This is a genomic window from Streptomyces sp. NBC_01408 (assembly GCF_026340255.1).
In the GTDB taxonomy this organism is placed as follows: Bacteria; Actinomycetota; Actinomycetes; order Streptomycetales; family Streptomycetaceae; genus Streptomyces.
This window is the reverse complement of the sequence record NZ_JAPEPJ010000003.1, coordinates 581862-595066: the sequence shown is the minus strand read 5'-3', so window position 1 is coordinate 595066 and position 13205 is coordinate 581862. Positions and strand designations below refer to the sequence as shown.

Sequence of the window (13205 nt, the reverse complement as noted above, 5' to 3'; positions counted from 1 at the left end):
GGGTCAGACCCGACGCAGTACGGCGACGACCTTGCCGAGGATGGTCGCCTCGTCGCCGGGGATCGGCTGGTACGCGGCGTTGTGCGGGAGGAGCCAGACGTGGCCGTCCTCGCGCTTGAAACGCTTGACCGTGGCCTCGCCGTCCAGCATCGCCGCGACGATGTCGCCGTTCTCCGCGACCGGCTGGCGGCGGACCGTGACCCAGTCGCCGTCACAGATGGCGGCCTCGATCATCGAGTCACCGACGACCTTGAGGACGAAGAGCTCGCCGTCTCCGACCAGCTGGCGGGGGAGCGGGAACACGTCCTCGACCGACTCCTCGGCGAGGATCGGGCCGCCGGCCGCGATCCGGCCGACCAGGGGAACGTAGGAGGCGGCGGGCTTACCGGTGGTGTCCGTGGGCTGCGAGCTCGGCTGGTCGGAGCCGCGTACCTCGTAGGCGCGGGGGCGGTGCGGGTCGCGGCGCAGGAAGCCCTTGCGCTCCAGGGCCATCAGCTGGTGGGCGACGGACGACGTGCTGGACAGGCCGACCGCCTGACCGATCTCGCGCATCGACGGCGGGTAACCCCGCCGCTGCACCGAGTCGCGAATGACCTCGATGACCCTCCGCTGCCGGTCCGTGAGCCCGGAGCTGTCGGCGCGGATGCCTGGAGGTCGACCTGGCAGCGAGCGTGCGGGGCGTACGGGCTCCGCCTCCGGGTTCAGGTTTGCGTCGTTCATGGCATGCACCGGCTCAAGTCGGCTCTGGGAGCGGTTCTGGGCAGTGATGGTGGCACTGTCTGCGGTGGTGGTCACGTCGGCCCCTCTCGAAATGTTCTCCCTAGCTGGACAACGGTAGTTGCTTTCGAAAGGTTGCGCCAAACACACGTTCGAGTGAAAAATCGCAGATCGTCCATCGTGGGTATTTCAAGGGGTGTATAGACGATCGGTACGCCGAACGCGGGTTCGGCTCGGCATCCGCTGCTTACGGTACCCTTCCCGGTCGGGTCGCCACCCGTCCGGGCCTGTATCCGGTGCCGTCCGGGCCTGCGTTCAGTGTGGCATCGCCGAGCCCCGTCACCACCTGTCGGGCACTGCGACACGCGGAGCCACGTAAATCCGCCACAACCCAAGATCTAGTGGTTGGATGAGCGCTGCCGCCCAGAAGTTGTGGTCCTCGGGTCTGCCGGGGCTCCCGACATCGCATATGCTGGTGGCTGCTTCACCAGCCCCCGGAAGAGATCCGTCTCCTCCGTTCAGGGGCCGCGTGAGGTGATTCAGTCGTGCCGAGAGGGAGGGTGAGGGAACCATGCACTGCCCCTTCTGCAGGCACCCCGACAGCCGCGTCGTCGACAGCCGCACCACGGACGACGGCACGTCGATCCGCCGGCGCCGTCAGTGCCCCGACTGCTCCCGTCGCTTCACGACGGTGGAGACGGCCTCGCTGATGGTGATCAAGCGCAGCGGGGTGACCGAACCCTTCAGTCGCACCAAGGTCATCTCCGGCGTCCGCAAGGCGTGCCAGGGACGACCGGTCACCGAGGACGCCCTCGCCAAGCTCGGCCAGCGGGTCGAGGAGGCGGTGCGCGCCACCGGGAGCGCCGAGCTGACCACCCACGACGTGGGTCTGGCCATACTCGGCCCGTTGCAGGAACTCGACCTCGTCGCATACCTGCGGTTCGCGTCCGTTTACAAAGCGTTCGACACCCTTGAAGACTTCGAGACCGCCATCGTGGAATTGCGCGAGCGGCGGCCTCACCCCGAAGAGTGCGGGCCCGGTGGGACCGGTTCGGTCCCCGTGCCCGCCTCCGCCGCCGACTGACCGGACGGCCCGTGCCGGGGTGCTCGCGCACCGTGGTGCGGCCGGTCGGCCGTGCGAAGAGACGTAGATACAAGACACAGCACCGTGCCGCGGAATAACGCTGGCACTTTAGGGCGTTTTTGCCCGCATATGGGAGGCCTGGCATGACAGAGACGGCGAGCGGCTCGGCACGTGGTTCCCGCGCCAAGGGGACCAAGGCTGCCAAGGGCGGCCTGCGTATCGAGCGCATCCACACCACCCCCGGCGTGCACCCTTACGACGAGGTGAGCTGGGAGCGCCGTGACGTCGTCATGACCAACTGGCGCGACGGCTCGGTCAACTTCGAGCAGCGTGGCGTCGAGTTCCCCGACTTCTGGTCGGTGAACGCCGTCAACATCGTCACCAGCAAGTACTTCCGCGGCGCGGTCGGAACCCCGCAGCGCGAGACCGGTCTGAAGCAGCTGATCGACCGGATCGTGAAGACGTACACGAAGGCCGGCGAGGACTTCGACTACTTCTCGTCGCCCGCCGACGTGGAGATCTTCGAGCACGAGCTCACCTACGCCCTGCTCCACCAGATCTTCAGCTTCAACTCCCCGGTGTGGTTCAACGTCGGCACGCCCCAGCCGCAGCAGGTCTCTGCCTGCTTCATCCTGGCCGTCGACGACTCCATGGAGTCGATCCTCGACTGGTACAAGGAAGAGGGCATGATCTTCAAGGGCGGCTCCGGCGCCGGCCTGAACCTCTCCCGCATCCGCTCCTCCAAGGAGCTGCTCTCCTCCGGCGGCAACGCCTCCGGTCCGGTCTCCTTCATGCGCGGCGCCGACGCGTCCGCCGGAACGATCAAGTCGGGCGGCGCCACCCGCCGCGCGGCCAAGATGGTCGTCCTGGACGTGGACCACCCGGACGTCGAGGCCTTCATCGAGACCAAGGTGAAGGAAGAGGAGAAGATCCGCGCCCTGCGCGACGCGGGCTTCGACATGGACCTGGGCGGCGACGACATCACGTCCGTCCAGTACCAGAACGCCAACAACTCCGTCCGTGTGAACGACGAGTTCATGACGGCCGTAGAGAACGGCAGCAAGTTCGGCCTGCGTGCCCGTATGACCGGCGAGGTCATCGAGGAGGTCGACGCCAAGGCGCTCTTCCGCAAGCTGGCCGAGGCCGCGTGGGCCTGCGCCGACCCGGGCATCCAGTACGACGGTGTGATCAACAACTGGCACACCTGCCCCGAGTCCGGCCGCATCACCGCGTCCAACCCCTGCAGCGAGTACATGCACCTGGACAACACGTCCTGCAACCTCGCCTCGCTCAACCTGATGAAGTTCCTCAACGACGACGGCAAGGGCAACCAGTCCTTCGACGCCGAGCGCTTCGCCAAGGTCGTCGAGCTCGTCATCACCGCGATGGACATCTCCATCTGCTTCGCGGACTTCCCGACGCAGAAGATCGGCGAGAACACCCGCGCCTTCCGCCAGCTGGGCATCGGCTACGCCAACCTCGGCGCCCTGCTGATGGCCACCGGTCACGCGTACGACTCGGACGGCGGCCGCACCCTGGCCGCGTCGATCACCTCGCTGATGACCGGTACCGCGTACAAGCGCTCCGCCGAGCTGGCCGCGATCGTCGGCCCGTACGACGGCTACGCCCGCAACGCCGAGTCGCACAAGCGCGTCATGAAGCAGCACGCCGACGCGAACGCCGTCGCGCCGCGCACCGAGGACCTGGACAACACGATCTGGGCCGCGGCCACCGAGGCCTGGCAGGACGTCCTGCGCCTCGGCGAGAAGAACGGCTTCCGCAACTCCCAGGCCTCCGTCCTCGCGCCGACCGGAACCATCGGTCTCGCGATGTCCTGCGACACCACCGGTGTCGAGCCGGACCTGGCCCTGGTCAAGTTCAAGAAGCTCGTCGGCGGCGGATCGATGCAGATCGTCAACGGCACCGTCCCGCAGGCCCTGCGCCGCATGGGATACCAGGAAGAGCAGATCGAGGCGATCGTCGCCCACATCGCCGAGCACGGCGTGGTCGTCGACGCCCCGGGCCTGAAGGCCGAGCACTACTCCGTGTTCGACTGCGCCATGGGCGAGCGCTCCATCTCCGCGATGGGCCACGTCCGCATGATGGCCGCGATCCAGCCCTGGATCTCCGGTGCGATCTCGAAGACGGTCAACATGCCGGAGACGGCGACCGTCGAGGAGATCGAGGAGATCTACTTCGAGGCGTGGAAGATGGGCGTCAAGGCGCTCGCGATCTACCGCGACAACTGCAAGGTCGGCCAGCCCCTCTCCGCCAAGAAGAAGGAGGAGGAGAAGAAGGAGGTCACCGCCAAGACGGAGGAGACCATCCGCGCCGCCGTCGAGAAGGTCATCGAGTACCGCCCCGTCCGCAAGCGTCTCCCCAAGGGCCGCCCGGGCATCACCACCTCCTTCACGGTGGGCGGCGCCGAGGGCTACATGACCGCGAACTCCTACCCGGACGACGGTCTGGGCGAGGTCTTCCTGAAGATGTCCAAGCAGGGCTCGACCCTCGCGGGCATGATGGACGCCTTCTCGATCGCCGTCTCGGTCGGTCTGCAGTACGGCGTGCCGCTGGAGACCTACGTCTCCAAGTTCACCAACATGCGCTTCGAGCCGGCCGGCATGACGGACGACCCGGACGTGCGGATGGCGCAGTCGATCGTCGACTACATCTTCCGCCGCCTGGCGCTCGACTTCCTGCCCTTCGAGACCCGCTCGGCCCTCGGTATCCACACCGCCGAGGAGCGTCAGCGCCACCTGGAGACCGGCTCCTACGAGCCCCTCGAGGACGAGCTGGACACCGAGTCGCTGGCCCAGTCGGCCCCGCTGGCAGCGGTGCCCACGACGCCGCAGCCGGTCGCGGTCGCACCGGTCCCGGCCCCCAAGACGGCGCACAGCAACGCCGAACTGGTCGAGATGCAGCTCGGCGTCTCCGCCGACGCCCCGCTCTGCTTCTCCTGCGGTACGAAGATGCAGCGCGCCGGCTCCTGCTACATCTGCGAGGGCTGCGGCTCCACCAGCGGTTGCAGCTGAAACCGGAGGTAGTCCGGACAGGTAGCTGACCAGCAGTTTCACGAAGGGGACCGGCCGTAGGCCGGTCCCCTTCGTCGTGCCGGAGCCGGGACGGTGCCCGGATCTTGCCGTCCCTGCACAAGTACGGAGGCCGTACGTGACCTTGGGCGCCCGTGCGACCGGTGCGACACGGAACGGGCAGGAGTGTGCTGGCATGCTGATCACTGAGCGGGGGCCGGCCGACCGGAGGCCCCCGGCCGGTGAGACGGGGGAGTGCAGCCATGTGGAGCGGTGACGAGCTGGACCTGGACGCCTATCTGAAGCGGATCGGATATGAGGGCGACGGCGGCCGGGAACTGTGCCCGGACCTCCGGACGTTGAAGGAAGTGCACCGGGCCCACACCGGTGCCCTCACCTTCGAGAACCTGGACGTGCTGCTCGGCCGCCCCGTCGAGCTGGACATCAAGGCCGTGGAGGACAAGCTCGTACGGGGCGGCCGCGGCGGCTACTGCTACGAGCAGAACTCGCTGCTGGCCGCTGCCCTGGAGCGGATCGGCTTCGAGGTGTCCGGGCGCGGTGCCCGCAACCGCACCCGGGGGGACGCCCTGCGCCCGGTGACGCACGCCGTCCTCGTCGTCACCGTCGAGGGCGAACCCTGGCTGTGCGACGCCGGTTTCGGCTACCAGGGACCCCGTGACCCAGTCCCCCTCGGGCGGCCCGGCACCGAGGTGGAGCAGGGCGGGTGGACGTACCGGGTCCGCGCGGAGGAGGACGGCGTCCTCGCGCTGTCCCTGCTGCGCGGGGGCGCGTGGCGGGACCTGTACGCGTTCTCCCCGCAGCGGTACCACCCCGTCGACTACGTCCTGTTGAACCACTACAGCTCCTCGCACCCCCGTTCCGCCTTCGTCGGGCAGGTCGTCGTCCAGCACCCGGGCGATGCCGTACGGACCCGCCGGGCGCTGGTCGGACGGGAGCTCACCCTCCTCCATCCGGACGGGCGGATCGAGCGGCAGGGCGTCGGCTCCGGCGAGCTGCTCGCCGTGCTCGACCGGGAGTTCGGGATTCGGCTGTCCGCGCGGGACGCGGCGGAACTGGTGCGGATCCAGCGGGCAGGGGACTGACCGGGGCCTCGCCGGGCCCGTACGATGGCGCCGTGCTGGTCAAGTGGATTCGCTGCACGGTGACGGACCGACGCGGGTTCGAGCGCGGACAGCGTAAATGGGCGGGGCTGCCTGGCGAGCCGGGATTCCGGGGACAGGGCGGCGGCTGGAGCCGAGGCCGGCAGGGGGTCGCGCATGTCTTCACCTTCTGGGAGAGCCGTTCCTTCTATGACTCCTTCATGGCCCGCTCCCACGACCGCCTCGCCGCCGCGCAGAACGGCACCTTCACCGATCTGCGGGTGACCCTCTTCGACCACCGCTTCGACGTGAAGACCGGATTCGAGCCGCGCTTCACCGACGCCGATGTCGTCCGGGTCGCGCACACCCGGGTACGGGAGGGCCGCGTCGACCACTTCGCCCTCATGCAGGAGAAGGTGTGGAATCCGGCCATGGCAGGCTCGCCCGGAATGGTCCGGGGCCTCTTCGGGGAAGCCCAGGGCCGGGAATTCCTGGTGCTCTCGATGTGGCACGCGGCCGCCGAGCACGGCAAGTACCGCCAGGAGCGCGTCGAGCGGTTGTCCCTGCGAGCTCAGATCCAGGCGGATGTCGAGGCCCTCACCGGTGACGTGGTCGACCTCGAACCCTCCTGGACCGTATGACCGTACGATGATCGTCCCGTCGACGGCGTGCCCGGTCGGCCCGCCCGAGGCTGGCCGAATAAGGTCGGGGGATGGTTCGACCACGGCGCATCGTCCTCGTCCGGCACGGGGAATCGGAGGGCAATGCCGACGACTCCGTCTACGAGCGGGAGCCCGACCACGCCCTGCGGCTCACCCGCAACGGACGCGAGCAGGCCGCGGAGGCCGGGGTACGGCTGCGCGAGCTCTTCGGTGACGAGCACATCAGCGCGTACGTCTCCCCGTACCGCCGGACCCTGCAGACCTTCCGGGAGCTGCGGCTCGATCCGACGCGCGTCCGCATGCGCGAGGAACCGAGGCTGCGCGAACAGGACTGGGGGAACTGGCAGGACCGGACCGACGTACGTCTCCAGAAGGCCTACCGGGACGCCTACGGGCACTTCTTCTACCGCTTCGCGCAGGGCGAGTCGGGCGCGGACGTCTACGACCGGGTCGGATCCTTCCTGGAGAGCCTCTACCGCAGCTTCGAGGCCCCGGACCACCCGGAGAACGTCCTGCTGGTCACGCACGGACTGACGATGAGACTGTTCTGCATGCGCTGGTTCCACTGGTCGGTGGCCGAGTTCGAAGCCCTGTCCAACCCCGGGAACGGCGAATACCGGGTACTCATGCTCGGCCCGGACGGCCGGTACCGGATGGACCGCCCATTTGAGCGGTGGACCACACCCGAGCCTTACGACCTGGACGGCTAGAGTGACCCGCGATGACCCCTGATTCCTCTCCAGAGCGGCGCTACGCACGCGCCATGGCCAGCCTCCGCGGGCTGGCCCTGGGTGACGCCCTGGGCTCCCAGTACTTCGTCCCCGTGAACTACCCGCTGCTCAAGCGGCGCCAGCTGCCCGCCGGCACCGAGCCGTGGCAGTGGACCGACGACACCGAGATGGCCTGCTCGGTGGTGGCCGTCCTCGCCGCGCACGGACGCGTCGACCAGGACGCCCTCGCGAGCTCCTTCGCCCACCACCACGACTTCGACCGCGGCTACGGGCCCGCCGTGAACCGCATGCTGCGGCTCATCCGGGAGGGCGAGGACTGGCGCACGCTTGCCGCCGAACTCTTCAACGGGCAGGGCTCGTGGGGCAACGGCGCCGCCATGCGGATCGCACCGCTGGGCGCCTGGTACGCCGACGACCCGGAGCAGGCCACGCACCAGGCGGAGATCTCCGCCTACACCACGCACCAGCACCGCGAGGCCGTGTGCGGGGCGATGGCCGTCGCCGCGGCGGCCGCGCTGGCCGCGGATCCGGCCGGGCCGCCGAAGGCCTCCGACCTGCTGGACGGGGTCGTCGCGCTGGTGCCGCGCAGCGCGGTGGGCGCCGGCCTGCGGCGGGCGCGGGACATGCTGGACTACGGCGACGCGACCACGGTCGCGGCGGTCCTGGGCTGCGGCCGGCGCACCAGCGCCCATGACACCGTGCCGTTCGCACTGTGGTCGGCGGCGCGGGCGCTGGGGGACTACGAGCGGGCGTTCTGGACCACCGCGCAGGTGGGCGGGGACGTCGACACGACCTGCGCGATCGTCGGCGGCGTGCTGGGAGCGCGCGGGGACGAGGTCCTTCCGGCCGCGTGGCTGGCTCGCACCGAGGCCCTGCCGGCCTGGCTGCCGGAGGCCGCGGCGCACTGAGCCCGACGTGTCCGGGCCTGTGCCCGGACCGGGTTCGTGCCCGGGTTCGGGATGGGGCGTGGGTGCTGTGCGGCCGGGTCGTGCGCAGCTGGGCGACATGGGCCGTTCAGATTGTCACGGTCCTGCCACAGGGGCCCTCGCCCTTGGTAGAAACCGCACGTCACGGGCCTACTCTGTCCGCTTCGCCGCCTCCACCGGAATGCCGGGGGCGGCCGACAGGGGAGGGGAACCCGATGTCAGAGAACGCTGACGGGGTGAAGGGCACCGAGGCCGCCGAGGCGGGGCAGGGTGGGGACCAGGCGGCGGACCAGACGGACCAGGACGCCCGCAAGGCTGCGCAACCGGCGGGGCCGGCTGCCGTCCCGTCCTCCACCGCGCCGGAAGCCCCTCGGGACGCTTCGGCCCCGGGGGCCTCTGTGCCCGCGCAGGCCGCCCCGGGTGCAGCCGCGGTGTCCGCCGTCCCCGGCTCCGCCGAGGCTGCTGCCGGTGCCGCGCCCGCTGACGCTGCTGGGCCCGTCGCTGCGCCAGGAGCCGCTCCTACGCCTGCTGCTGGTGCCGGGCCTGCTGCCGCTCCCGGTTCTGCGCCCGCGCCTGCTGCCGGTGCCGCGCCCGTTGACGCCACCGGGCCCGTCCCTGCGCCTGCTGCCGCTCCCGCCGCCGCTCCTGCGCCCGCCGCCGCGACCGGTGGGGCGGGGGTGCCCGCTGATGCCGCCGCGTGGCAGGCCTGGCAGGCGCAGCAGCGGCAGCGGGCCGGGTCCCAGGCCGCCGCCCGGGCTGCTGCCGGGCCCGAGTGGCCCCGGCTGGTGCGTCCTGCCGAGGCCGCCCCGGCCAACACCGCCACCCTTGCTGCAGTCCTCGTCGCCGGCCTCGCCTTCGCCCTGCTGCTCGGCGACGGCATGGGCCCCGGCCTGCTGCTCGCGGCGGTGCCCGCCATGGCCGCCGCGTACGCCGCCGCCCGTACGGCCGGGCGTACCGCCAGGCCCTGGACCCTCGTCTGGGTCGCCGGCTGCGTCGCCCTCCTCGCCATCCCCGCCCTGCGGGACTCCGCGTGGCCGTCCACGCTCGCGATCCTTTCCACGGCCCTGCTCGGCGCGCTTGCCCTCCACGGCAGCCGGACCTGGCCCGGGGTCCTGCTCAGCCCGCTCGGCTTCGTCGACGCCGCCGTGTCCGGACTCGGCTGGGCCTGGACCGGGCTGCGTTCGCGCAGCGGGGTGAACAAGGACCGCTGGCTGCCCGTGGCCAAGGCGGTGGCGGTCGCCGTGGCCCTGCTGCTGCTCTTCGGCGCGCTGTTCGCCTCCGCCGACGCCGCCTTCGCCGATCTGCTCGGAGACCTGACGCCCGATATCTCCGTCGGGGACGGGCCGTTGCGCACCGTGCTCTTCCTCTTCGGCGCCCTCATCGCGCTGACCGCCGCCCGGGCGGCCGCCGCCCCGCTGCGCTGGGACCGCATCGTGGTGGCCCCCGGCACGTCGCGGTCCCGCCTCGAATGGGCCCTTCCGCTCGTCCTCCTCAACCTGCTCTTCGCCGGTTTCAACGCCGTACAGCTCGCCGTCCTGTTCGGCGGCTACGACAAGGTCCTGAAGAGCACCGGCCTCACCTACGCCGAATACGCCCGGCAGGGCTTCTGGCAGCTGCTCTGGGCCACCCTGCTCACCCTCGCGGTGATCGCGCTCGCCCTGCGCTGGGCCCCGCGCGGCGGAGCCGGTGACCGGCGCTTCGTCCGCGTGGTGCTCGGGGCGCTGTGCGCGCTGACGCTGGTAGTGGTCGCCGCCGCGCTGCGCCGCATGGACCTCTACGTGGACGCGTACGGACTGACCCAGCTGCGGGTGTCGGTGGCCGCCATGGAGCTGTGGCTCGGGCTGGTCATCGTACTGATCACGGCGGCCGGGGTGTTCGGCGCGCGCTGGCTGCCGCGCGCGGTCGTCGGGAGCGCGGCGGCCGCCGTTCTCGTCTTCGGCCTGATGTCCCCGGACGGGATGGTCGCCGAGCGCAACGTGGCCCGCTTCCAGGAGAACGGCAAGATCGACCTGGCCTACTTCCAGTCCCTGTCTGCGGATGCGGTGCCCGGCCTGGACGGGTTGCCGGAGCCCCTGCGGTCCTGCGCCCTGCGCGGGATCAACGACGAACTGTCGAAGGCCGGTCAGGTGCCCTGGTACGCCATGAGCCTCGGCGAGTACCGGGCCCGGACGATCCTGCGCGAACGGCCGGTGACGGCCCCGTACGAGGTCTGCTCGCGCCTGGGCGCCTTCGGAAGCCGCATCGAGCACTGATTCGAGTACAAGGGGGGTGTCCGGGCTGGTACGAACGCCCGGACACCCCCATCGCATGCTGCTTCACAGATGCGATGGGGGTGTGTGCGGACCGACTTTCGGAGGCTCCCCTTCCGGGGTGTCCGGGGGTGCTCTGCGGCCTTGAGGATCCGTGAATCACTAGGTGCGAGAAGAGTTGAGGTGCCTGCCTCGGCGTCCGTCGTCCTCGGCCGAGTGGGTCCTTTCGGCGCTCTGCGCGTGACGAGCGGGGTGTGCGGGAGCGAATGCGGAGCGCCGTACCGGCCGGGCGCCGCCGGGCCTGACGAGGGCAGTCGCCGCTCGGGACCGGCCGCTCGGCGGACCCGGGGAGAGGCGCGGCGCGGGGGTGCGGCGCAAGCCGGAGCCGGGCCGGGGTGTGCAGGCGGCGCGGGGCGGCGTAACCTTGCTGGCGCCATGCCGTACGAAGCACCCACCCACGCCGTCGAACGCTCCATCCGTGCAACCACCGGCGCCAAGGTCATCGCCGGGGTCGACGAAGTCGGACGAGGGGCCTGGGCCGGTCCCGTCACCGTGTGTGCGGCGATCACCGGTCTGCGCCGGCCGCCCGCCGGGCTCACCGACTCCAAACTGCTTACCGTCAAGCGGCGCGATGCCCTCGTCGGCGTCCTGGAGGACTGGGTCACCGCGTACGCCCTCGGGCACTCCTCCCCGGAGGAGATCGACGAACTCGGGATGACCGCCGCCCTGCGGCTCGCCGCGGAGCGCGCCCTGGGGTCGCTGCCGGTGCGGCCCGACGCGGTGATCCTCGACGGGAAGCACGACTACCTCGGCACGCCCTGGCGGGTCCGTACGGTGATCAAGGGCGATCAGTCCTGCGTCGCCGTCGCGGCCGCCTCGGTCATCGCCAAGGTCCGGCGCGACCGGATGATGGCCGAACTCGGTGAACAGGGCGACGGAATAGAGGCTTTCGCTTTCGCCGCCAATGCCGGATACCCGTCTCCCGTGCACCGGGCGGCACTTGAGCAACAAGGGCCAACCCCGTACCACCGGCTGTCGTGGTCCTACCTCGACGCGCTGCCCCAGTGGCGTCACCTCAAAAAGGTACGCCGCAGCGAGGAAGCGGTGGAGCTGGAAAACGGAGGCCAACTCGGCTTCGATTTCTGATCGCACCCACGTGCCACCGGCCGGTACGTTTCGTACCGGTGTTTGATAGAAATCAACTCATGCCTCTCACCCCCGCCATCGAGGAGCCTCAGATTCACGAGAGTGCCCAGGGTCCCCGCGTCACGCCGGCCGCGAGCCGCACCGCGCAGACCCCCCGTCCTGTACCTGGTCCGCGTCCCGTCGCCGTACCGCGGCCCGGGCGACCCGGCCCCTCCCCCGCAGCGGCGAGCCGCGCGGGAGGTGCCCCCAGGCCCGCACCGCCCGCGCCGCGCGCACCGCAGGCCTCCCCCGGAACCCTTCCCGCAGCCCCCACCGCGCCGTCCGTCTCGGCCGCGGTGCCGCAGATCCAGCTGATCCCGGCTTCCGTCGAGGGCGCGCTGGACGCGGCCGAGGAGGCCGTCGACCTGCTGCTCGACACCGGGCGCGCGCCCGGCGACATCCTGGTGCTGACCGCCGGCGACCCGCACCCGTGGGCCGCGCACGAACTGTCCTTCGGCGAGGCCGCCTACTGGGCCCTGCACGACGCCGGGGACGACGTCTTCTACGCGGACGCGGCGCAGGTCCAGCGTGCCGCGGGCCGTCCCGTCGTGGTCTTCGCGGCCAACGGCGGAACGGCCGACGCGATGGCCGACGCGCTGCCGGTCGCGCTCGCGCGCGCCGGTGCGCTGCTGATCGTGTGCGGCGACCCGCAGCAGATCAACTCCGTGCTGGGCGCGGGCGTCTGACGACCCGTACCCGGCGCGGGCGAGGGGCGGGGCGGGCCGTGAGCCGGCCCCGCTGAAGCCCGAGGCCTGATCCGCCGTACGCTCGACCGGGCGTACGGCCGCGAGGCCTGCCGTGAGAGCGGTGACCCTCGTACGGGCCTCAGCGCGCGGCGGTTCGGCGCAGGGCCTCGGCCGCGCCGCCGCCGGTGTGAAGGGCGAAGGGGGCGTATTCCGCCGTGCTCTCGCCGAGGCGCGGGGGCCGCGAGTGGGAGCTGGGCCTGCGCCCGCCCCGGCCCTCGCCCAGCACCTGCCAGCCTTCGCGGGTGAGTGTGATGTACGCGCCGCAGCGCAGCCCGTGCAGGGTGCAGGCGTCCCGGAGCCCCCACATCCAGGCCCCGTCCTCCTCGGTCCACTGCTCGTCGCCTTCGCGGCAGTAGAGCAGCACCGCCGTGCGCACCGGGGTCCGCCGCCGCAGGTCGTGCGGGAGGACCCGGCGCAGCCGGGACAGCAGGGCGTTGCGGTAGTCCCAGCCGTCGGCCGACGCCGACCGCTGCACGAAGGAGGCGCTCGCCACCAGCCGGTCCTCCGGGCCGAGGACGGCGATCACTGCGGTGGACGGGACGGGGTTGTGCCGGGAGTGCAGCCCGCTGACGATCTCGCGCGGATCGCGCAGGAGCGGGATGCCCGCGGCCGTCCACTCGGCGGGCTCCAACCGTCGGCCGTGCCGGTGGGCGCCGCCGGGGACCGTTCTCAGGGACGTGGTCGAGGGCGGGGCGGATCCGAAGGTCACGGTCCTCCCTTCGGGTACACGCCCGCGGACGGGCACGGCTGGAGTGTGGGCGCGCCGCGGCGCGCCC

Annotated in this window: 11 protein-coding genes; 9 read left to right on the top strand and 2 right to left on the bottom strand. The window is 71.2% G+C overall.

Annotated features, from left to right (window positions below; translation table 11 throughout):
* Positions 1-3 precede the first annotated feature (3 nt).
* A complete protein-coding gene (lexA, locus tag OG447_RS30260; protein ID WP_031142326.1) occupies positions 4-795 on the bottom strand; it encodes a transcriptional repressor LexA in 792 nt (263 codons plus the stop codon).
* 493 nt (positions 796-1288) lie between these two features.
* On the opposite strand from lexA, the gene nrdR reads away from it, so the two are divergent.
* From nrdR to OG447_RS30215, 9 genes are all read left to right on the top strand, one after another.
* On the top strand, positions 1289-1801 hold the full coding sequence (gene nrdR / locus OG447_RS30255) for a transcriptional regulator NrdR (RefSeq protein WP_266940660.1): 513 nt from the start codon (positions 1289-1291) through the stop codon (positions 1799-1801).
* Between the two features lie 143 nt (positions 1802-1944).
* Positions 1945-4833, top strand: a complete 2889-nt coding sequence (locus OG447_RS30250) for a vitamin B12-dependent ribonucleotide reductase (protein WP_266940659.1) — start codon at positions 1945-1947, stop codon at positions 4831-4833.
* A gap of 260 nt (positions 4834-5093) precedes the next feature.
* Positions 5094-5933 (top strand): arylamine N-acetyltransferase, encoded by an 840-nt coding sequence (locus OG447_RS30245; protein ID WP_266940658.1) that lies wholly within the window; start codon positions 5094-5096, stop codon positions 5931-5933.
* 32 nt (positions 5934-5965) lie between these two features.
* Entirely contained in the window at positions 5966-6571 is a 606-nt protein-coding gene (locus tag OG447_RS30240) for a YdbC family protein (RefSeq protein ID WP_266940657.1), read from the top strand.
* Between the two features lie 71 nt (positions 6572-6642).
* The gene (locus tag OG447_RS30235; protein ID WP_266940656.1) at positions 6643-7302 is read left to right on the top strand and encodes a histidine phosphatase family protein; all 660 of its coding nucleotides are present in this window, start codon (positions 6643-6645) and stop codon (positions 7300-7302) included.
* Between the two features lie 11 nt (positions 7303-7313).
* Positions 7314-8231 carry an ADP-ribosylglycohydrolase family protein gene (locus tag OG447_RS30230; RefSeq protein WP_266940655.1) on the top strand — a complete coding sequence of 306 codons (918 nt, stop codon included), beginning with the start codon at positions 7314-7316 and terminating at the stop codon, positions 8229-8231.
* 695 nt (positions 8232-8926) lie between these two features.
* A complete protein-coding gene (locus OG447_RS30225; protein WP_266940654.1) occupies positions 8927-10501 on the top strand; it encodes a DUF4173 domain-containing protein in 1575 nt (524 codons plus the stop codon).
* Positions 10502-10933: 432 nt separating this feature from the next.
* Entirely contained in the window at positions 10934-11644 is a 711-nt protein-coding gene (locus OG447_RS30220) for a ribonuclease HII (protein ID WP_266940653.1), read from the top strand.
* Positions 11645-11703: 59 nt separating this feature from the next.
* Positions 11704-12369: a hypothetical protein gene (locus tag OG447_RS30215; protein WP_266940652.1), complete on the top strand. Its 666-nt coding sequence runs from the start codon at positions 11704-11706 to the stop codon at positions 12367-12369.
* Positions 12370-12508: 139 nt separating this feature from the next.
* On the opposite strand, the gene OG447_RS30210 is transcribed toward OG447_RS30215, so the two are convergent.
* On the bottom strand, positions 12509-13138 hold the full coding sequence (locus OG447_RS30210) for a hypothetical protein (protein WP_266940651.1): 630 nt from the start codon (positions 13136-13138) through the stop codon (positions 12509-12511).
* Positions 13139-13205 lie beyond the last annotated feature (67 nt).